15 protein-coding genes are annotated in these 20,482 nt (G+C 61.3%); 7 read left to right on the plus strand and 8 right to left on the minus strand.

The annotated features are described in order from the left end of the window. Positions 1–66 precede the first annotated feature (66 nt). Entirely contained in the window at positions 67–498 is a 432-nt protein-coding gene (locus ACNQP3_RS12410; RefSeq protein WP_003253887.1) for a PACE efflux transporter, read from the plus strand. 181 nt (positions 499–679) lie between these two features. After that, complete coding sequence (gene ilvA / locus ACNQP3_RS12415) at positions 680–2,239, plus strand: threonine ammonia-lyase, biosynthetic (RefSeq protein ID WP_081337009.1); 1,560 nt, start codon at positions 680–682, stop codon at positions 2,237–2,239. Between the two features lie 165 nt (positions 2,240–2,404). Here the strand turns inward: ilvA and ACNQP3_RS12420 are convergent, their stop codons facing one another. The 4 genes from ACNQP3_RS12420 to ACNQP3_RS12435 all read right to left on the minus strand — a co-directional run bounded on the left by ACNQP3_RS12420 (position 2,405) and on the right by ACNQP3_RS12435 (position 9,822). Continuing rightward, positions 2,405–3,586, minus strand: coding sequence for a hypothetical protein (locus ACNQP3_RS12420; RefSeq protein ID WP_264317094.1), 1,182 nt, complete (start codon positions 3,584–3,586; stop codon positions 2,405–2,407). A gap of 63 nt (positions 3,587–3,649) precedes the next feature. Further along, positions 3,650–4,117 carry a VOC family protein gene (locus ACNQP3_RS12425; protein ID WP_012272133.1) on the minus strand — a complete coding sequence of 156 codons (468 nt, stop codon included), beginning with the start codon at positions 4,115–4,117 and terminating at the stop codon, positions 3,650–3,652. Between the two features lie 110 nt (positions 4,118–4,227). After that, on the minus strand, positions 4,228–5,847 hold the full coding sequence (locus tag ACNQP3_RS12430; RefSeq protein ID WP_264317095.1) for an NADP-dependent glyceraldehyde-3-phosphate dehydrogenase: 1,620 nt from the start codon (positions 5,845–5,847) through the stop codon (positions 4,228–4,230). Between the two features lie 147 nt (positions 5,848–5,994). Then, positions 5,995–9,822 (minus strand): dermonecrotic toxin domain-containing protein, encoded by a 3,828-nt coding sequence (locus ACNQP3_RS12435; protein ID WP_264317096.1) that lies wholly within the window; start codon positions 9,820–9,822, stop codon positions 5,995–5,997. 323 nt (positions 9,823–10,145) lie between these two features. Here ACNQP3_RS12435 and ACNQP3_RS12440 point away from each other — a divergent pair, with 323 nt between their 5' ends. From ACNQP3_RS12440 to ACNQP3_RS12450, 3 genes are all read left to right on the plus strand, one after another. After that, a complete protein-coding gene (locus ACNQP3_RS12440; protein ID WP_060493481.1) occupies positions 10,146–11,300 on the plus strand; it encodes a hypothetical protein in 1,155 nt (384 codons plus the stop codon). 73 nt (positions 11,301–11,373) lie between these two features. After that, positions 11,374–12,492: a glycosyltransferase 61 family protein gene (locus ACNQP3_RS12445; RefSeq protein ID WP_012272137.1), complete on the plus strand. Its 1,119-nt coding sequence runs from the start codon at positions 11,374–11,376 to the stop codon at positions 12,490–12,492. A gap of 44 nt (positions 12,493–12,536) precedes the next feature. Beyond that, a complete protein-coding gene (locus ACNQP3_RS12450; protein WP_060493479.1) occupies positions 12,537–13,319 on the plus strand; it encodes an AraC family transcriptional regulator in 783 nt (260 codons plus the stop codon). Here the strand turns inward: ACNQP3_RS12450 and ACNQP3_RS12455 are convergent. Then, entirely contained in the window at positions 13,298–13,897 is a 600-nt protein-coding gene (locus tag ACNQP3_RS12455; protein ID WP_012272139.1) for a LysE family translocator, read from the minus strand. The two genes, ACNQP3_RS12450 and ACNQP3_RS12455, sit on opposite strands and share 22 nt — an antisense overlap. Positions 13,898–14,179: 282 nt before the next feature. Here ACNQP3_RS12455 and ACNQP3_RS12460 point away from each other — a divergent pair, with 282 nt between their 5' ends. Continuing rightward, positions 14,180–15,751, plus strand: a complete 1,572-nt coding sequence (locus ACNQP3_RS12460) for a TerC family protein (protein ID WP_012272140.1) — start codon at positions 14,180–14,182, stop codon at positions 15,749–15,751. On the opposite strand, the gene rarD is transcribed toward ACNQP3_RS12460, so the two are convergent. Continuing rightward, on the minus strand, positions 15,714–16,601 hold the full coding sequence (gene rarD, locus ACNQP3_RS12465) for an EamA family transporter RarD (protein ID WP_041166484.1): 888 nt from the start codon (positions 16,599–16,601) through the stop codon (positions 15,714–15,716). The genes ACNQP3_RS12460 and rarD overlap by 38 nt on opposite strands. A 33-nt stretch (positions 16,602–16,634) precedes the next feature. After that, positions 16,635–18,221 (minus strand): cyclic diguanylate phosphodiesterase, encoded by a 1,587-nt coding sequence (locus tag ACNQP3_RS12470; protein WP_012272142.1) that lies wholly within the window; start codon positions 18,219–18,221, stop codon positions 16,635–16,637. Positions 18,222–18,521: 300 nt separating this feature from the next. Here ACNQP3_RS12470 and hppD point away from each other — a divergent pair, with 300 nt between their 5' ends. Continuing rightward, on the plus strand, positions 18,522–19,598 hold the full coding sequence (gene hppD / locus ACNQP3_RS12475; RefSeq protein ID WP_012272143.1) for a 4-hydroxyphenylpyruvate dioxygenase: 1,077 nt from the start codon (positions 18,522–18,524) through the stop codon (positions 19,596–19,598). A gap of 24 nt (positions 19,599–19,622) precedes the next feature. Here the strand turns inward: hppD and ACNQP3_RS12480 are convergent, their stop codons facing one another. Continuing rightward, the gene (locus ACNQP3_RS12480; RefSeq protein ID WP_264317097.1) at positions 19,623–20,429 is read right to left on the minus strand and encodes a CSS-motif domain-containing protein; all 807 of its coding nucleotides are present in this window, start codon (positions 20,427–20,429) and stop codon (positions 19,623–19,625) included. Positions 20,430–20,482: the final 53 nt, after the last annotated feature.

Here is a 20,482-nt window from a genome sequence, read left to right on the forward strand (position 1 = left end):
ATTTCGGGCTTTTTCTTACAGGCTACATCTTGTAGTTTTACAGGTCGTTTATTCAGGGAGTTGAACATGCAAGGCAAGGCCCGCAAGATCGTCCAGGCCATTCTCTATGAGGCCATCGCCGTCGCCTGCGTGGCGCCCGCGCTGGAACTGGCGTTCGGTGCCGGGATGGCGCAGTCGACCGTGTTGTCGGTGCTGATGTCGGGCATCGCGATGAGCTGGAACATGGGCTACAACTGGGTGTTCGAGCGTTGGGAAGCGCGCCAGCACAAGCGGGAGCGCACTTTCTTGCGGCGCCTGTTGCATGCGCTGGGCTTCGAGGGCGGGTTGGTGGTGATTCTGCTGCCGTTGGTGGCGTACTGGCTGGACGTGAGCCTGTGGGCGGCACTGCTGACCAACCTGGCGTTGTTCGTGTTCTTCTTCGTTTACGCCTTCGTCTTCCAGTGGGGCTTCGACAAGGTGTTCGATGTGCCGCTTTCGGCGCAGCAAGCCAAGTGTTGACTTGCGGCCGGGCGGCAGGCTAAGTTCCTATCCCATGAACACATTCCCGTACGTGAACGCCATTATTATTACCGCCATTATCAGCTTGGCGGGCTAGCGCGTACGTGCACCGAACCCGCCCTGGAGGCGGGTTTTTTCTCTCTGACTCCTGGGCAACGTGAAAACAGCCAAGGAGTCATCGATGACCAGCTTCAGTGTCCTTCGTACCACCGTCACCCCCCAGCAACTGCTGTCGGAGCAGGTGCGGCGCATTCTTGCCGCGCCGGTGTACGACCTGGCCATCGAAACGCCCCTGCAGGCCGCGCCTGCCTTGTCCGCCAGCCTGGGTAACCAAGTACTGCTCAAGCGCGAAGACCTGCAGCCTACGTTCTCGTTCAAGATTCGTGGGGCCTACACTCGCCTGTCGCGTCTTACCCCCACGCAGCGCGAGTGCGGGGTGATCACCGCTTCGGCGGGCAACCACGCCCAGGGTGTGGCCCTGGCGGCATCGCACCTGGGCATGAAGGCCACCATCGTCATGCCGACCACCACCCCGTCGTTGAAAGTGGAAGGGGTGCGGTCGCGCGGCGGGCATGTGGTGCTGCACGGCGAGAGCTTCCCTCATGCCCTGGCCCACGCATTGAAACTGGCCGACAGCGAAGGCGCCACCTTCGTACCACCGTTCGATGACCCGGACGTGATTGCCGGGCAGGGCACCGTGGCCATGGAAATCCTCCGTCAGCGCCCAGGTGCCCTGGACGCCATCTTTGTACCGGTGGGCGGAGGCGGCTTGATCGCTGGTATCGCCGCGTATGTGAAGTACCTGCGCCCAGAGGTGAAGGTGATCGGCGTGGAGCCGGAAGACTCCAACTGTCTGCAGGCTGCCATGGCAGCTGGCGAGCGGGTGATCTTGCCGCAGGTCGGCACCTTCGCCGATGGCGTGGCGGTGGCGCAGATCGGTGCCCATTGCTTCGAACTGTGCCGGCACTTCGTCGATGAGGTGGTAACGGTAAGCAGCGACGAACTGTGCGCGGCAATCAAGGACATCTACGATGACACCCGCTCGATCACCGAGCCTTCCGGGGCCCTGGCCGTGGCCGGGATCAAGAAGTACGTGGCGCGCGAAGGCGTGCAGGGGCAGACCCTGGTAGCAATCGACTCCGGGGCCAATGTCAACTTCGATCGTTTGCGCCATGTGGCCGAGCGGGCTGAACTGGGCGAGCAGCGCGAGGCGATCATCGCCGTCACCATCCCGGAGCAACCGGGCAGCTTCCGCGCCTTCTGCCAGGCGCTGGGCAAGCGGCAAATCACCGAATTCAACTACCGCTACTACCCCGGCAAGGAAGCGCGCCTGTTCGTGGGTGTGCAAACCCACCCCGTGCACGACCCACGCGAGCAGTTGCTGGCCAACTTGCGCGAGCAGGGTTACAACGTGCTGGATTTGACCGACAACGAGCTGGCCAAGCTGCATGTGCGCCATACCGTGGGCGGGCATGCCGCACCGGGCGCGGATGAACGGGTGCTGCGGTTCGAATTCCCCGAGCGGCCTGGGGCGTTGCTGGGCTTTTTGGAGCGGTTGGGCAAGCGTTGGAACATCAGCTTGTTCCATTACCGTAACCATGGGGCAGCGGAGGCGCGCGTGTTTGCGGCTTTGGAAGTGCCGGTGGATGAGCTGGCGGGGTTGCCGTTGGCGCTGGATGAGATGGGGTATCGGTATTGGGATGAGACGGATAACCCGGCGTACACGCTGTTTTTGGGCTGACACGCAATCGTTGAACAATGCAATCTCGTGTAGGAGCGGCCTTGTGTCGCGATGGGCCGCAAAGCGGCCCCTGAATATCATTGCCGCCGCAAAAATCGAGGGGCTGCTTTGCAGCCCGATCGCGACACAAGGCCGCTCCTACAAGGGTTCGTGCAAGGGCGGGTATCAACGCTCGCGCATAAAAAAGCCGGCGACGAACTTGCGGAAGGTTTCCAAACTTTTGAAGTCGGCGTAGCGCTTGAAGTTTTCAGCATCCGGCTCGGGCCCGATCGGCTGTTCCAGCAGTGACACCGACAGCACCCGGTCCTGGTCCGAGGTCATCACCAGCTCATCCATGACCTGCCCGCCAATTACCGGCCGGCGCATCTGCACTTTCACGCCCTTGCTGGCCATCCAGTCGATCAGCGACACCAGCGCCTTGAGCGGCTCGCGTTCTTCATTGCGGTACACCGGGAACAGGTGCGCGCGTGAAAGCACGGGCACGCTGGCCACATGAATCAGCTCGTAGTAATGGCTACCGGCGCTGGTCGGCGAGTAGATCATCAGTGCCAGCAACGGCCCGGTGGTACGGCTGCCGCCCCAGTACAGGTGGTGCCCCTGGAAGTCGAAGCCGTCTTCACTGCGGTTGTTGAACAGTTTGCGCCCTTTGATCTGGTCGACGCAGTCCAGCAGCAGGCCGTGGCGGCGGTGGTTGCCGAACACCGAGGCTTCGCGCAGGCGGGACTTGAGCATCATCATGTGCTTCATGTCCAGGCGTGTTTCCAGGTAGTTGCTGGCAGGCACCCGTTCCAGCAGCGGGTAGCGGCTGGCCACGCTGCGCAGTTCGGCGAACTGGCCGGTCAGGTCCTTTTTCAGGTGGGTGGCGTAAAGGTTGAGGCCACTGGTTTCGAGCCAGGTCAGCAGCAGTGACAGCAGGCGCTGTTGTTCGCGCCGATCGCTGCCATCGCTGCCTGCACCGGCTGTGCCTGCGCGCAAGTCGCCGATCAGGCGCAAGGGGGTGTCTGGCGGCAGCCAGGCGGCGGGTGGCGCGGGGTCGTTTTCGCGCTCGGCGGCTTCCTGCTCGTCTTTGGTGAACGGGCAGCCGGGCGCGTGCTCGGCGGTGCCTGGGTTGTTCTTGAGGAACAGCGTGCCAGTGTTGCCGTTAAGGGTGACATTGAGCACCGGCAAGGCGTCGTTGCGGCAATCGCAGGCCAGCCACTGGTTGGCATTGCGCACCTTCATCAGCAGCTGGTTGGCTTGCAGCAGGCGCGGGCCGGCGAGGCTGCCGGTGGCAAAGCCGACCAGCAGCTCTTCTTCGGCAGGGGTCAGGCTGCGCACCTGAACGGCGGTTTTGTCGATGATTCGCATGAAGCGGCTCCAAGCTACGAGCCTCAAGCTTCAAGCAAAGTCGCGCCGCTTTCAACTTGCCGCTCAGTTACCGCCGAACATCTTCGCGGCGCGGGCGCGAATCTCGTCGGGTGTCAGGTCCTCTTTGTGAGTGGAGACGAACCAGATGTTGCCGAACGGGTCTTTCAGGGTGCCGCTGCGGTCACCGTAGAACTGGTCGGTCAAGGGGTGCAGTTGGGTGCCGCCAGCGGCCAGGGCCTGGGCATAGACTTTGTCGCAGTCTTCGACATACAGGTGCAGGCCCACGCCTGCGCCGCTGAGCTTCTGGCTGGCGGTGAGGCCGCCTTCCATGTCGCAGGGGTCGCCCAGCATCAGCGACGAATCACCAATCTTCAGCTCGGCATGGCCAACGCGGCCACCTGGGGCATCGAGGCGGAACATTTCAACCGCGCCAAAGGCCTGCTTGTAGAACTCGATGGCCTTGGCGGCGTCGTTGATGGCCAGGTAGGGGGTGATGCTGTGCTGGCCTTCGGGGATGGGTTTGACTGCCATGTTGGACGCTCCTGTGCAAGGGGCGCCGGAGGACGCCCTGTTGCTTAGAGTCGTTTGCACAGATGGAAAATCGACAGTGACGCTAGATCGATTGTCTATAAGCGCGGCCGTCAGAAGATGTAGTCGGTGGTCAGGAAGCTCGACTGGCGGTTGCGGATGATGTCGCTGATCAGTTCCTTGTTGGCCTCCTGGAAGCGCGTGGCGACCAGGGTACGGATCGAGAACACGCGCAAGGCGTCATGCACCGACAGTGTGCCTTCGGCGCTGTTCTTGCGGCCGTTGAACGGGTAGGTGTCCGGGCCACGCTGGCATTGTGCGTTGATGTTGATGCGCCCGACCTGGTTGGCGAAAATGTCGACCAGGCTGCCAATGGTGGCCGGGTCGTTGCCGAACAGGCTCAGTTGCTGGCCGTAGTCGGAGTCCAGCACATAGTCGATCACCGTTTGCAGGTCGCGGTAGGGTACCACCGGCACCAGCGGGCCGAACTGCTCCTCGTGGTACACGCGCATTTGCTGGCTGACCGGGTACAGCAAGGCGGGGTAGAAGAACGAGCCGCGGCTGTGCCCGCCACCTTCGTTGAGCACGCGTGCGCCTTTGGCCGTGGCATCGGCGACCAGGCCATCGAGGTAGTCGACCTTGCCAGGCTCGGGCAGCGGTGTCAGCGCCACGCCAGGCTCCCACGGCATGCCGGGTTTGAGCGCTGCCAGTTTGCGTTGGAACTTGTCGAGGAAGGCGTCGACCACGTCCTCGTGAACGAACAGGATCTTCAGTGCCGTGCAGCGCTGCCCATTGAACGACAGCGCCCCGGTGACGGCCTCTTCGACGGCATTGTCGAGGTCTACCTGGGGCAGCACGATGCCTGGGTTCTTGGCATCCAGGCCCAGTGCGGCGCGCAGGCGGTGGGGGCGTGGGTGCAGCTTCTTCAGGTCGCTGGCGGCCTTGTGGGTGCCAATGAAGGCGAACACATCCACCTTGCCGCTGGCCATCAGCGCGCTCACCGTTTCCCGGCCGCGGCCATAGATGACATTGATCACCCCCGGCGGGAAGCTGTCGCGGAACGCCTCGAGCAGTGGGCGAATCAGCAGCACACCGAACTTGGCCGGCTTGAACACCACGGTGTTGCCCATGATCAGCGCCGGGATCAGCGTGGTGAAGGTTTCGTTCAGTGGGTAGTTGTACGGCCCCATGCACAGTGCGACGCCCAGTGGCGCACGGCGGATCTGGCCGAGGGTGCCCTGTTCCAGTTCGAAGCGGCTGGAGCGGCGGTCAAGGTCCTTGAGGGCGTTGATGGTGTCGACGATGTAGTCGCAGGTGCGGTCGAATTCCTTTTCCGAGTCCTTGAGGTTCTTGCCGATTTCCCACATCAGCAACTTGACCACGGCCTGGCGCTGTTCACGCATGCGTGCGAGGAAGGTTTCGACATGCTGGATACGCTCGGCCACGCGCATGTTCGGCCAGGCACCACGGCCTTTGTCGTAGGCCTGTACGGCGGCGTCGAGGGCGGTGAGCGCGGTGTCGGCATCGAGCAGCGGGGCGCTGCCCAGAATGACCTGATGCTCGGTGTCGCCTTGCTTGAGCCACACCGGGCTGCGCACCGTGGCCAGGGGGCCGTCCCAGCGCCTGAGTTCACCGTTGACCAGGTAGTCGCGTTGTTCCAGGGGGGCTCCCAGGCGCCAGGCTTCCGGAATGTTATCGGCGCTGGGGAAGAGTGAATCGAGCAGACGGTCCATGGGTACTGCACCTCACATTACAGGGCGGGTTTCAAGCCAGGTGGATCGCTTCAGCCTCGAGCATGCACCGGCTGCGGAAAAAACACCAGTCTGGCTCACCCGCAGAGCAAATGCCTGCCGATGCGCCGACAGGCACCGCGAACATGACTAAAGCGGCAGATTGAAAAGGTCGCGTGGCGGGTGGGTGAGCCACTCCTCGCGCAGGGCTTGAGTCGTATCGATCACTGTCAAACGTCTCCAGAATTCCCTGCGGGCCTGATTCGGCTGCGACAGGAAGGGCTCTTGGTCGAGCAATGGCCGAAGGTCACGGCGAAATTGCAGTGGCAAGCGTTGCCACAATTCGGCTTCTGCAGGGCCTGTGTTCTCGAAGAAGTCCAGGTAATCATCTTCGTTTACCATCAGATCGACACCGTGGGCGGTGTTGTAGGCATCGATTTGTGCCAATGCAGTCTGGCCCAGCCACTCGCTTTCAAGGCTCAGGGATTCAGCTACCGGGTGTGGAACATTGAACGCGGCAGGCAGTTGCTGGAACTGGTTGGATGTAAGGTCCAGCACCACAGGTTCACTGATGAGCTGCAGGCCCCGCGGCAATTCGGTGAGCGCACAACCGGACAGGAACACGGTCCTGAGCCCGGAAAGCCGACGCAGGTCGGGTGCCTGAAGCAGGGGGTTGTCAGTCAGATCGAGTATGCCTAGTTGGCTGAACTGGTTTAGCGTTCGTTGAGCCTGGCTATCCCAGGTAATGCGATTGCTGTCCAGGTCCAGCCAGAGTAGATGCTCGGGGCTGGTCAGTTCAGGTAGGCGCTGGAAGCGGCAATTGGTGAGAAACAGGCGCTTGAGGTTGGGGAAACGTTCGTGAAAATCAGCTGGGAGGTGGCTGAGCATCGGGTTGTCGTTAAGTGTGATGTGTTCGATGTGGGTGAATTGATCGGGCAGGTAGAGTGTCGCCAGGTCCTCGTTGCGCAGGTCGAGGCCGGAAAGGTCAAGGCTGAAGAGTCGGCCAGTGCTTCCGAATGGCAGCCAGGAAAGGCGGCGCCAGGCGTTGATGATCGGGCGCACTGCCAGGTGCCGCTGGTGCGGGCTTGATGGGTCGGGCCTTGCCCATTGCTGCAGGTTTTGCCGCAGAGCGCTCAGGTGCTGCTGGAGGTCTCGCAGTCGCTCGGTGGGTGTACGCATGTCATACAGGTCGTGGTCTTCCTGTTCATCGCCCAGCCAGTCGGCGAATTCCGCATCGGTGGCATCGGGGAAAATGCGGCGGTAAGCCGCTGCCAGAGAACCGGCCTGAAGCGGGGGCGCTGGCAACGGCTCCAGGGGGCGGCCGCCGCGTAGCCAGCCTTGTGTCGAGCGCCGCTGCAGAGGCGCTCCCCAGAGTCGCTGCGCCAGCACGGGCCTGTTTCTATCGACCCACGCCAGTACGCGCTGGCGCACTACGCTGCCGTCGCTTCGTGCAATGCCGAGGGCTTCGCGCTGCACGCGTGGCAGCGCCTGCTCCACGGCACGGCACAGGTCCTCATCACGCAGCGCGGGCGCCGGGCGCTCTCCCAGATCGGCCTCATAGCCTTCGGCCGTTTTGATCACCCGGCACAGGGTGGTGGCCTGCTCACTGCCGACGTAGTTCAACGTTGGGCCTTGCGGGCTTGCAGCGCGCAACTCAAGGCGTAGGTCAGCAGGCCATTCGGGCAGGGCGTCCAGTGCGCTGAACAGCAGGCGCTCACTGTCAGCGCTGCACTGCGCAGGATGCAACAAGTCTTCCAACGCACGTACCAGCGGCAGCTCGCTGTGTGCCCGTTGGATCTGTTGGCCAATCGCTTTGGGGAGCTCGCCGTGCTCTTGCCAGGTGAGTGATTCAGTATCGTCCAGCCGTGCCAGCAACCGCCTGGCCAAGGCGGGAGACAGGCGTGGGTAGGCCGTAAGCAGCTGCTGCGTTGCGGGGGCGACTGCCGCGTCGCCGTTGTAGAGCTGGTCGAACAGACCCGGCGCTGCGTTTGCACCCATGCCTCGCACTTCGGTCCGTGCCGCCATGCGTTGCAGGGTGTCGAGCAATAGCGGCGGGGTTGGCTGGCCTTGCAGGTGCACCTGGCGCAAGCGTTCTGCGTCGATGCCGCAGATGCGTCCGGCCTGCTCCAGTTGCTGGGGTGTGAACGCTGCGAATGGCTCACCCAGGCGCCGCACGAGTGTTGCGAAAGGCCACTGGGCGGGCTGTTCATGCTGGCCGCGCCAGGCACCTTGCCCATTGTGTTCCAACGGTGGCTGCCAGGCATCCGCTGTGTCCGGGTGAATGATGCGCCATTGCTGCAGCGTGTTGTCGAAGTGCTGCTGGAAAAGATGGCCGTCCAGGCGGATGAATTGCTGGCCCTCGTGCAGGTACTGGCCTTGCGCATTGGGTTGCAGATGCTCTGGCAGCTCGATGCTACTGCGGTAAGGGGTCAGGTCCTGATTCCAGAGCTTGTAGCCCCCGTTGTTGCCGGGCACTTCCTGGAGGTTTTCCAGCAGCGGGCTGCCGAACAGTTTGGGGACCACGCGGCCTGCCACGGCAAGGCCGCCTATGAGGCCCAGGTTCAGGCCGACGGCTTCCAGATGGCGCAGGGCAAGGTGGCGGTCGCCTTCCTCCCAAGCCTCGTAGCCTTCGAATACCTCGCCGAGCAACTGGCAAGCGGTGACGGCCAGCATCAAGGGGCCTGCCCCTGGTATGAAGAAGCCGGCAACGTTCAGTGCATCCCAGCCAAGGCTTTCCCATTCTTCCAGGCGTTTGGTTCGAGCGTTGGCATCGGCCGTTGCGGTCGGTACCGCAAGCTGGCTGGCTTCATGCTTGAGGCGGGCCAGGTGCTGGTCCTGGTAGTAGCCGAACGGCTCTGCCGCGATCACCTGGTGCGTCGGGCGCAAGTCCACGTGCGCTGCACGCAGCCAGGGGCGGTCGAAGGCAGCGTTGCCGGAGGCGTCGAGGTTCTGTTGCAGCAGGTCGAGAAAGTGCGCGCGCTCATCCAGCCTGATGTAGGCGGTAAATGCCTGGCGCGCTGCGGGCTCCAGCAACAACGTCGCCAACGCTTCATGCACCGCTTCAAGGTCATGGCACTGGCGCAGCGCTGGGTCATGGCCAGGCAAGAACAGCGCAAGCCCCGCGTTGCCGACATCGATCAGCATCACTTCGTGCAGGATGCTGCCGAACAGCGCCAGCTGCCAGCACGTCACGTTGTCACCTTGCAACAGTCGCTCTATTTCGTCACGAGCGTTGCCGCCAAGCAGGTGTCGCAGGTAGGCCAGGTCGGCCGCCAGCCGCAGGCTGTCTTGTTGCACGTGCATGGCTTGCGCGCGAACGCCGGGTTGCCCTAAATGGTGTGTCAGATGGGCCTGGTAGGTGCCACCCAAGTCCAGTTCTCGACACAGTGTGGCGAAGGCTTCGGGACTAAGCGGCAAACGATCTACCTGGTAGTGTTCGGACTTCAGTGGAAACTGCGCAGCCGGCACCTGCATGCCAAGGGGAGCGTACCCTTGAACCTGAATTGCCGTGACATGAATGTTGTCCTTCAGCGCAATCGCGCTCTGGGAGGTAAATACTTCGTCATCGGCAAAGTTCTGCAGGGCCGCTTGTAACAAATTGTCGCGACGATGGCTGTAGAGATAGCGTAAGCCGACCCAGTGCCAGTTGCTTTCAACCCGCAGCAACTGGCTGTTGCGCAGTGGCGCGTGAAAACCATGTGCCGCAAGGCGGCCTTGCAGCAACGGTTCGGCGAATTCGGTGATCTGTGCGAGGCCCTTGAGTGAGCGGGCCAAGGCGGCTTGTGAGCGAACCCGGCGTGCCTGGCTGGCGTGCACTGCCTGGCGCAGGTCTGGGGCGGCATTGGCGAACCAGTCCTGCTCTTGCCAGGCATTAGCCTGGGTTTGCTGCAACGCGGCCCACTGTTTGGGTGTTGCCCGGTGGGCCCAATGGGGTAGTTGCGCCTTCAGCAGGGCTTGATGCGGAAGGTAATCAGGCATGGTGATGCTCCTTTTATGCAAAGAAGGCATCAAACGCTAATTATCAATAGCCAAGTGGTAACGGAGTATCGTGCTTATCGGCACGCTTATAGCAAAGTTTCGCTGATGGAGGCTTTTAGAGCAGAAAATTTGACGCCATGAAACTTGATCTAAAGTCAGCGAAGAGCCGCTTGCCAAAGCCTTTCGGGGCATCTTAAATTGTTACTGAATGTGATAATAAAGTTGTAGGGCAAACTATAAAAATCAAAGCGTTAAGTGTTTTTGCTGCATTTTTCTCTCTTTACGCATGGCCATAGAGCACTTCAAAGGACGTCGAAGAAGAAATGAAAGAGACCTTGACAGCTGTGGCGCGAAAGCTCCTGTCGCCCTCCACGCGCTACGAAATGAGGCTGCTGGCCAGCAAAACGCGAGAAATGATGGCGCGTGCCTGTTTCTGGCGGTGGGAGGTTGCCAGGTTTCGGCCGCAGCAGGAGAGCCCGTACGAAATCCTCTACATCGGCCGCAAGCAGCAACGGGAAATGGCCAAGCTGCTGATCGGCGGCAAAGGCCAGGGCAGCGCATCGATCGTGGAGGGTGCAAATGCCACGGCGGCTGCCAACCATGTGGTGGTCATCAGCGAAATGCCGACCTCGGGGGCGCTGTCCGTGCCGCATTACCTGAGCGCCGTGGTGCCGCTGGGGCGACCACTGGATGACATCACGGCCCGCTACGACAGCGAACTGCGCCGCAGCATTCGCAAGAACCGGCCGCTGTATCACATGCGCCAAGCCCTCTCGGACGACGAAATCAGCATGGCCGACCGGGACCTGCTGCGCCCTTATGCCACGGCCAGGCAAGGCATCCACGCCGCGCAGTTCCCTACCGAAGAGGTGTTCCGAATTGCCAAGAGCGTCGGCCGGCTCGACTTGATCATGCTGGGCGATGAAGTGATCGGCTGCCACCTGGGGTGTGAAGTGGTACGCGGCGGCAAGCGTTACTGGAGCACCTTGCGCTTTGGCTATTGCGAGGCGGTGTTTTCCGATGCGAAGAAACTGCGCGAGGTGAATTCGATCACCACCTTCATGGCGCTTGAATGGGCACTGGAGCAGGGCTTCGATTACTACGACATCGGCCTGTGCCTGGCACGCCCGGACGACGGCCTGTTGAAATGGAAGCGCCGCCGGGGTGGTGATATCGACTCACTGGGTAACCATGCGTACCTGTTTGTCCGCCTGCCAAAGACCGGCACGGCGAAGTTTTTGTGGGACACGCCGATGTTCGCCGTCGAAGGCGACAAGCTCACGCTGCATCTGGGGTTGCCGGATGGGCCTAGCGATGAGGAAGTTGCCAGCCGTTACCACGAAATGGTGTTTGGCGGCCTGCATAAGATTTATCTCTACGGTGGCAACGGTGCAGGTGAGCCGTTCGTGGAAACGTTGCGCAGCCGTTACGCAAGCCAGCAGTCACCGCCCACCATGGAAAGGGTCACATGCAACTGAGTGGCTGCCAGGGAGGCATTGATAGGGCGCCTTGCGCCAGGCTTCAGACTTCGTCATCAAGGGAGGACGCTTCATGGGAGGCGATATCTCGCAGTTCAGTGCATCGCCCGCAGCCAAGCATCACACCTGGACCTTGGCCGCCTATCGCTACATGGCGCGCAAACGCTTGGGCAAGAACACGGCCATCGACCTTAAAAGCATCGCCACCAAGAGCTGGGACATAGCCCCTGGCGAAGCCACGGTTTCGCCGCCAGCCATTTTTCTGCCCGGCCAGCTGGAACGGGTGACAGGCTGGGAAGGCAAGCGCTTCTACCCCTACGTGCACCCGGCACGCACCATGGAAGGCGGCGTCAATACGCTGCAAGGGCCAACCCGCGGCTACCTGATCAAGGATGTGTGGCTAATCGACGGGGCGTTGTACAAGGGCAAGGCCAGCCATTGGTTGTCACTGAAGCCAAGCACCTTCCCGACCATCATCGTCGACAATGAGATCGACCGCGCGGCTATCTACTGCACGCAAAACGGCAACTCGTGGTTCGGCACCTGGCTGATGGAAGATTGCCCGACCTATGCGCTGGCTTGTAACGAAGGTATCCCGGTGACCACCGCACCTTCTGCCCGGTTTCCACTGTTTACTCAGGCACCGGCCTATGAGGAGTTGCTGGGTATGAAACCGCTGCGTTTGCGCAGTGCGTTCTTCCGTGAGCTGGTGCTGTTCGATGACCAGAGCAACAACCGCAGCCGGCATGCCCGCTATCGTGCGATGGGCGACAAGCTGCTTTCGCATGTGCCGCATGCGCAACATCCTGGGGTGTTCCTGCTGCGCGGTGGTGATGGCGACCTGCGCCTCTTGCGCAACGAGCTTGAGCTTGCCGAGCACTTGCGCGTTACCCGTGGTTTTCGCATCGTCAACCCGCTGAAGTCCGACCTGCCGAGTATTGTCGCTGCCTGCGCCGGTGCCCAAGTGGTGATCGGGGTAGAGGGCAGCCAGTTGGTGCACGGCGTGAATGTGCTGCAGGCAGGCGGTTGCCTGCTGACCTTGCAGCCACCTAACCGCTTTGTCAGTTACTACAAGTACCTGACGGACCGCGACCACCAGCATTTCGGTTTCGTGGTCGGCATACCCGAAGGTGACGGTTTTCGGATCGATATCGGCGAGGTAGAGCGCACACTGGACCTGTTCCCACGCTAAGTGTGTAGTATTCGGGCACATGGCTGCGGCGGGCGAGGCGAAGGATGATCGAGGTATCACGGTTCTGGCGCGACCCGGCGCTGCCGTTCGTCGAAGCCCGAAGGGTAGGGGACGGGCGCAAGGTGTGTTACGCCGCGCACGCCCACGAAAGCTTCTCCATCGGGGTGATCACGGGTGGGCGCAGCACCTACCTTAACGCCGGTCAGGGTGTCGAGGTGACGGCGGGGACCACGGTGCTGATGAACCCGGGTGTGGTGCATACCTGCAACCCTGTTGCCGGGGAGCCGTGGTCCTACCTGATGCTGTTCGTCGACCAGCCTTGGTTGCAGGCCTTGGGGTTTGCCTTGCCGGCGCAGACCTGGAGCCGTTCGCCGCTGTTGTACCAGCGGCTTTTGCAAACCTTCGCCGACCTGTTCGATACCCGTCTGCCAGATCGCGAAGCGCGCCTGGCGGCTTTCTTCAGCGGATTGCCGGAATTACTGGGTGGCAGTGCCCCTGTGAGTGACGAGGGCAACCCTCGACTGCAGGCGGCGGCAGCATTCATACGCGCCCACCGCAGTGACGCGTTGAGCCTCGAGGACATCTGCGCGGCCTGCGGCCTGTCACGCTCCTACCTGATTCGTGCGTTCCGCCAACATTTCGGCCTGACCCCGCATGGCTATCTGCTCGACCAGCGCGTGCAGCTGGCCAGGGCGCGGCTGCGGCAAGGCCGGGCGATTGCCGAAGTGGCACAGGAGGCCGGGTTTGCCGACCAGGCGCATTTGCAGCGGGCATTCAAGCAGCAACTGGCGGCGACACCAGGGCATTATCGCAATGCGCTTGGCTGAATGATCAGGTAAACCGCACTGGCAATCAGCAACACGGCCAACCCTCGGTTCAGCAGGCGCATATGCCGTGGATTGCCCAGATACCGCCGAATCACGCTCCCGGCCCACGCCCAGCAGGCCACCGAGATGAAACAGATTGGCCCATAGATCCAGGCGAACAGCCACAGCAGGTGCTGTTCACCGCCGGTGTAGGCGCCCACGCCGGCGACTGCTGCCAACCAGGCTTTGGGGTTGAGCCACTGCATTACCGCGCCCTGCCAGGCTGAAGGGGCCATGGTCGGGTGTTCGCTGCCCAGGTTGCCATCGTCACTGGCCAGTTTCCACGCCATGTACAGCAGAAATGCCACACCGCTCCAGTGCAACAGCAGGCCCAGCAAAGGCCAGCGCAACATCAGCTGATGCACGCCCAGCCCGACCAGCACCAGCAGCAGGCAAAAGCCCAGCGTGGCGCCGGCCACATGTGCCAGGCTGGCGCGCAGGCCGTGGCGGGCACCGCTGCCTAGTGCGACGATGTTGACCGGGCCGGGGGAAATCGAGGCCGCCAAGGCGAAGGCGGCCATTGACAAGGACAGGCTCATGAGGGAAATCCGAATGGCTGAAGGAGGGCTTCATCCTCGGGCATCCGCTTGCAGAGGTATTGAACAAAAGTACCCTCTCCACAACTGGAAGCGTGCAGTGCAGAGGTGTTACAGGTTTTGTAATAGTTTTGCGCTACTAGAGAAACCTGCTGTGCTTGTAGCATCATCCTCCCAATTTGTTATCAAGGTCTATATGAGCACCTTCGCGGAGCCCCCCAGTTTTCGGCCGTTTCGGCCATCCTTTCCCTGTCCTTGTGACGCCTTCCTCGTGAGTACCCGCTAATGGAATGGCTAGCCGACCCAACGGCCTGGCTAGGCCTGTTGACGCTTATCGTCCTTGAGCTGGTGCTGGGTATCGACAACCTGGTGTTCATCGCCATCCTCGCCGACAAGTTGCCGCCTCACCAGCGTGATCGCGCACGGGTCATTGGCCTTGGCCTGGCGTTGATCATGCGTCTGGGCCTGTTGGCCAGTATTTCGTGGATGGTCACACTTACCGCGCCGCTGATCGACGTATTCGGCAAGAGCTTCTCTGGCCGTGACCTGATCATGCTGTTCGGTGGTGTATTCCTGCTGTTCAAGGCCACCATGGAGCTGCATGAACGCCTGGAGGGCCACGTGACACAGGCCAGTGGCACATTGCGCCATGCCGCGTTCTGGCCGATCGTCGCCCAGATCGTGGTACTGGACGCAGTGTTCTCGCTGGACGCCGTGATCACGGCGGTGGGCATGGTCGATGAGCTGTCGGTGATGATGATCGCGGTGATCTTCTCGATCGGTATCATGATCGTTGCCAGCAAGCCGCTGACCCGTTTCGTCAACGCCCACCCCACGGTAATCATGCTGTGCCTGGGCTTCCTGATGATGATCGGTTTCAGCCTCACTGCAGAAGGCCTGGGCTTCCATATCCCGAAAGGCTACCTGTATGCGGCGATTGGCTTCTCGATCCTGATCGAGCTGTTCAACCAGCTGGCCCGTGCCCGCCGCAAGCGCAGCTTGCAGCAGCATCGACCGCTACGCGAACGTACTGCCCATGCGGTGCTGCGCCTGCTGGGCGGCCGCCGGATCGAAGCTGACGAGGTGGGTGAGGAAATCGCCGATCTGGTCGAAGGTGGCGAGGAACAGGTGCTGTTCGACCGCCGTGAGCGGGTAATGATCAGTGGTGTGCTGAACCTGGCAGAGCGGCCGATCCGTACGGTGATGACCGCGCGTGCCGAGGTCGATGTGATCGACCTGGCACAGCCGGCCGAGGCCATTACCCAGGCCTTGGTCAACTCGCCGTACTCGCGCCTGCCGTTGATCCGCGATGGCCGTGTGGACGAACCCTTGGGTTTTGTGCACAAGAAGGAATTGCTCAAAGAGCTACTGTCGGGCGACCAACCCGATCTGGAAAGCATGGCCCGGGCGCCGTTGAACCTGCTGGAGAGTTTCAGCATCCTCAATGCCCTGGAGCAGATGCGTGGCCAGTCGACCCACATCGCATTCGTGGTCAACGAGTTCGGCGACTTTACCGGCCTGCTGACCATGACCGACATCCTTGAGTCGATTGCCGGTGAATTGCCGGATGCGAGCGAGGTAGAAGGCCCCGGCATCGTTCAGGAGGGTGAAGCCTTTGTGGTCAGTGGTGCACTGAACTTGAGCCAGGTGCAGGCCCGTACAGGCTTCAGTGCCCGTGCTACCGAAGATTACCAGACCCTCGCGGGCCTGGTGATGAGCTTGCTCGACCGCCTGCCGATGGTGGGTGATCAGTTGGCCTGGAACGGCTGGATGCTGACCGTGGAGGCGGTTGAAGAGCGGCGGGTGCGCCAGGTTCGGCTTACACCGAACGGCGGCGCTGACGCAACAGGTGCTTGAAGCCTTCGAGCACCAGCACCAGCACTGCGGCCCAGATTGGCAGGTAGGTCAACCACTGATCCGGGCCGATGGTTTCGCCCAGCAGTAATGCCACCCCCACCAGCAGCACGGGTTCGACGTAGCTGAGCAGGCCGAACAGGCTGAATGGCAACATGCGGCTGGCCAGTACGTAAGCGATCAGGGCCGAGGCGCTGATCGCCCCAAGTATCGGGATCAGCGCATACAGCCCAGGGTGTGCTTGCAGGTCGGCATTGGATAGCGGGCCCTGGATAACGAAGTACAGGGCCCACGGCAGCAGCAGGCACATGTCGCACCACAGGCCACCCAGGTGGTCGGTGCGGCAACGCCGGCGCAGCACGAAGTAGATCGGGTAACCGATCGTCACCAACAGGGTTTCCCAGGCAAAGCTGCCATTTTGGTACAGCTCGTGGCCCACGCCCAGCGCGGCGCAAGCCACCGCCACCTTCTGCAGGCGCGACAGGCGCTCGCCATACACCAGTCGCCCGGTCAGGACCATGGCCAGCGGGAGCAAGAAGTAGCCCATCGACACTTCCAGGCTACGCCCGTGCAGGGGCGCCCAGAGAAACAGCCACAGCTGCACGCCCATCAGCCACGAAGTACCGACCATGCCGAGCAACAGCACCGGCGTGCGCTTTACCCGGCCCAACAGCTCGCCGACCCGTTTCCAGTCCTTCGAGACAAGCATGAACAAGGTGAGGCAGGGCAGCGTCAACAGGGTGCGCCAGCCAAAGATTTCTTCGCCATCGAGTGGCTTGAGCAGCGAGGTATAGAAGTACATCACGGCGAACAGACAAGACGCCATGACCGATGAAACAATGCCTTTTGACACGAATGCCTCGAATACGGGAGTTGAGCGAGTGAATCAGCCGCGCATGATCTCAGGGGCAGCGCCTTGCGGCAACTGCGCAGCGCCCGGGCGTGTGGCCAGGGCTTCAAGGAACTGGGCAGCTGGCATGGGCCTGGCGAACAGGTAACCCTGCTGGAAGTCCACCCCATGCTCGGCCAGGTAGTCGCGCTGAATGTCGGTTTCGACACCCTCGGCTACGATGCCCAGGCCCAGCTTGGCCGACAGCTCGATGATGCTTTCGAGAATGTGCACCGACAGCGCATCGGCACCTATCATGGCGACGAAACTCTGGTCGATCTTCAGGTAGTCGACCTTGAATTGCCGAAGGTAGTTGAGGCTCGACTGGCCGGTGCCGAAGTCGTCGAGGGCAATCATTACGCCCATGGCATGCAGTTTTTCGAACAGTTCGAGGGCCACGGGCGTGGGTTCGATCAGTTTGCGCTCGGTCAGCTCCAGGGTGAGTACCACCCGGCCGGGCGGAAAGTGTTGCAGGAACGTACGGCAGTCATCCAGCAACCTGAGATCGCGGCAATGGTCCGCGGTGATGTTGATACCAACATGAAAGCCGTCCTCCATCAGCCCGGCATAAGGTGCCAGGCTTTGCGCGGTATGCGTCATCAGCGCCCGGGTCATGGCGACAATCTGCCCGCTGTGTTCTGCATATGGGATGAACAGGTCAGGGCGAACCAGGCCTTCTCGTGGATGATTCCAGCGCATCAGCACTTCGGCGCCGGCCCAGCGGTAATCGCCTTTGCGTACCACCGGCTGGAAGTACGGCAGAAACTCATCGGCCTGCAGGGCGCGATCCAGTTCGGCACGGGGGGAGGTGACGCGACGAATCTGCCAGCGGCATGCCAGCGCCGCCACAACCCCCAGCACCAGCAGCAGGCTGAGCAGGGCCGGGTAGTGGCTGCGTAACAGTTGGCCTTGCTTGTTGGCGCTGTAGCCGCCCTGCACGCTAAACGGGTATCGCGTGGAGCCTAGCAACACGTTGGCGCTGGAGGCGGCAGGTGGTACGCCTTTGTGCACCACTCCGTCTTTGCCCATCCAGGCGTCGCCGACGCGGATTTGCAGTTCTTCATCGGGGCCGATCAGGCGCAATGCCGTCAGCAGGTGGTCGCCATCCACCGTGGTGATTGCACCGTGGTCACCATCGCTGGCACGGTATACCAGTAGCGGGTGGCCAGGCGTAACCGAATTGCCGTCCATCAGCCATAGCTTGCCGTCTACGTAGTCGGCTGCATTGACCGGTTCCTCGAACTCGCCGAACAACGAGGTGCAATAAAGGTTGTTGTGCCTGAACAGGTTGGTCGAGCGCACGAAGGCATTGCGGGTAACCTGGGCCCGCAACGTGAGCTGGGCTTGATCGCAAGCGCTGCCAGCCAGGGGCAGCAGCGCATTGGCAGCAGCGGACAGGTTGTCGAGGATGCGCTCGACGTGCTCCACCGCCTGCCGGGTGGTGGCCTGGCTACTGGCTTGCATTTCGCGCTCGATCTGCCAGTTCATCACGCCCAGGCCGCACATTACCGGCAGTACGCCGACGACCCAGGGCAACAGGGTACGCCAGCTGAGCGCGGCGCGGCGTTTGGTGGTGAGGGGCATGCTGACCTGACTACTATGAGGGATAAACGAGAGGATAGCCGTTTGCCTGACCGTGCGAGCAACTAAAACGCGACAAAAATTTTTACGCAATGTAGAATCGGTTTACGAATACAACAATAAGGTCCTTCATTTCCGAAGGATCAAGCCCGCCGAGAATGGGTCCATATGACATACCATGGGTTCAAGCTGATCATAGGTGGCTTCCTCGCTCGCAGCGTGCGGGGCATCCCGTGCTCACCGCCGTTTTTGTTCCGCATCCCACGCAATCAATAATATTTCGCTGCAGATGAGGACACGAACATGGCTGATATCTTCGACAATCCAATGGGCCTGATGGGCTTCGAATTCATCGAACTGGCTTCGCCGACCCCTGGCGTACTTGAGCCGGTCTTCCAGATACTGGGTTTCACCAAGGTGGCTACCCACCGCTCCAAAGATGTGCACCTCTACCGTCAGGGTGGCATCAATCTGATTTTGAACAACGAGCCCAAAAGCATCGCCTCGTATTTCGCGGCTGAGCACGGCCCGTCTGTCTGTGGTATGGCATTCCGTGTACGCAATGCCCATGAAGCCTATGCCCGTGCCCTCGAATTGGGCGCCCAGCCGGTGGAAATCGAAACCGGCCCGATGGAACTGCGTCTGCCAGCGATCAAGGGTATTGGTGGCGCACCGCTTTACCTGATCGACCGTTTCGAGGAAGGCAGCTCGATCTACGACATCGACTTCAACTTCATCGAAGGCGTGGACCGCAACCCGGTGGGTGCCGGCCTGAAAATCATCGACCACCTCACCCACAACGTCTACCGCGGACGCATGGCCTACTGGGCCGGCTTCTACGAGAAGCTGTTCAACTTCCGTGAAATCCGTTACTTCGATATCAAGGGTGAGTACACCGGCCTGACGTCCAAGGCCATGACCGCTCCTGATGGCATGATCCGCATCCCGCTCAACGAAGAGTCCTCCAAGGGTGCCGGGCAGATCGAAGAGTTCCTGATGCAGTTCAACGGCGAAGGCATCCAGCACGTGGCCTTCCTGACTGATGACCTGCTCAAGACCTGGGATGCCCTGAAGGGCTTCGGTATGCGCTTCATGACCGCGCCACCGCAAACCTACTACGAAATGCTGGAAGAGCGCCTGCCTGGCCATGGCGAGCCGGTCGATCAACTGCAAGCGCGTGGCATCCTTCTCGATGGCGCCTCGCAGCCCGGCGACAAGCGCCTGCTGCTGCAGATTTTCTCGGAAACCTTGCTTGGGCCGGTGTTCTTCGAGTTCATCCAGCGCAAAGGTGACGACGGCTTTGGTGAAGGCAACTTCAAGGCGTTGTTCGAATCCATCGAACGGGACCAAGTTCGCCGTGGTGTACTGAGCACCGACTGATGCCGCTCTGGGTAGCGCCTGCCTTCATGGGTTGTTGGCGGCGCTCTCAGGCTTGCAGGAGCGGGTCCTGAACAGGCCCAGATACACGATCAAGCTGGTCGCGATCCCCACCAACATCAACGAAGGCAGGATCTGCAGCATGGACTGGCGTATTTCCTGGGCGGTGAAACCCTGTGCATAGCCGCCTTTGATTCTGTATCCATACTTGGCCGACAAGGCGTTGGCCAAGAACTCGGACTGCGAGGGGGGCTGTGCGTCACGGCTATCACCCTTGCTCCAGATATAGCGATCGTCGAACTCCACTACCAGTGTCAGCCCATCCTGAAAAGCATCCAGTTCATTGCGCAGCTGTGAGGCATACGCGGTCACGATTACGCCGACGCCATTGCTTTGCAGGTAGAAGTTGACCAGCAGTTTGCGGCGGTTGTCGGGTTGCCCATAAGACAGTTCGACCTGTTGGCCCGACAGCGTCAAGGACGACAAGTAGTCCATTGAGCCTGAAGCGCTGCTGCAGTAAGCTTCATTGTCCTCCACCAAGGTCAATGACCTGAGCATGGAGCGGCTGACAACCTGGTCCTGTAAAACGCTTCTGACGTTTTCGCAGGGCTTGCCGGCAAGTGGCAATGCGCGATGGGCAGCCTCGCTCAGCCTGTTCAGCGCCTGATCGATGCTGAACACCGCTTCCCGAACCGAGATGTTCGCGTTTTCCGCAAGTTTCATTTCCAGTTGAACAATCATTACCAGCAAACCGGAAATCACAGGTACAAGGCCCACAGTGGTGAGTAGCAGCAGCTCCCGCATGCGGCGCCCGGCGTGCAAGATTTTCAACATAGGACAAGGGTTCTCCGGCCCGAAGCTGTTCGCGTTGAACAGCTGAGCCTTGA

The sequence above is a fragment of the Pseudomonas sp. LFS074 genome (assembly GCF_047978165.1).
GTDB classification, from domain to species: domain Bacteria; phylum Pseudomonadota; class Gammaproteobacteria; order Pseudomonadales; family Pseudomonadaceae; genus Aquipseudomonas; species Aquipseudomonas putida_P.

Bases quoted from the DNA above. Each gene is read 5' to 3' on its own strand.
- ACNQP3_RS12410 (WP_003253887.1), top strand. From the start codon at position 67: ATGCAAGGCAAGGCCCGCAAGATCGTCCAGGCCATTCTCTATGAGGCC.
- ilvA (WP_081337009.1), top strand. From the start codon at position 680: ATGACCAGCTTCAGTGTCCTTCGTACCACCGTCACCCCCCAGCAACTG.
- ACNQP3_RS12420 (WP_264317094.1), bottom strand. From the start codon at position 3,586: ATGCGAATCATCGACAAAACCGCCGTTCAGGTGCGCAGCCTGACCCCT.
- ACNQP3_RS12425 (WP_012272133.1), bottom strand. From the start codon at position 4,117: ATGGCAGTCAAACCCATCCCCGAAGGCCAGCACAGCATCACCCCCTAC.
- ACNQP3_RS12430 (WP_264317095.1), bottom strand. From the start codon at position 5,847: ATGGACCGTCTGCTCGATTCACTCTTCCCCAGCGCCGATAACATTCCG.
- ACNQP3_RS12435 (WP_264317096.1), bottom strand. From the start codon at position 9,822: ATGCCTGATTACCTTCCGCATCAAGCCCTGCTGAAGGCGCAACTACCC.
- ACNQP3_RS12440 (WP_060493481.1), top strand. From the start codon at position 10,146: ATGAAAGAGACCTTGACAGCTGTGGCGCGAAAGCTCCTGTCGCCCTCC.
- ACNQP3_RS12445 (WP_012272137.1), top strand. From the start codon at position 11,374: ATGGGAGGCGATATCTCGCAGTTCAGTGCATCGCCCGCAGCCAAGCAT.
- ACNQP3_RS12450 (WP_060493479.1), top strand. From the start codon at position 12,537: ATGATCGAGGTATCACGGTTCTGGCGCGACCCGGCGCTGCCGTTCGTC.
- ACNQP3_RS12455 (WP_012272139.1), bottom strand. From the start codon at position 13,897: ATGAGCCTGTCCTTGTCAATGGCCGCCTTCGCCTTGGCGGCCTCGATT.
- ACNQP3_RS12460 (WP_012272140.1), top strand. From the start codon at position 14,180: ATGGAATGGCTAGCCGACCCAACGGCCTGGCTAGGCCTGTTGACGCTT.
- ACNQP3_RS12470 (WP_012272142.1), bottom strand. From the start codon at position 18,221: ATGCCCCTCACCACCAAACGCCGCGCCGCGCTCAGCTGGCGTACCCTG.
- hppD (WP_012272143.1), top strand. From the start codon at position 18,522: ATGGCTGATATCTTCGACAATCCAATGGGCCTGATGGGCTTCGAATTC.
- ACNQP3_RS12480 (WP_264317097.1), bottom strand. From the start codon at position 20,429: ATGTTGAAAATCTTGCACGCCGGGCGCCGCATGCGGGAGCTGCTGCTA.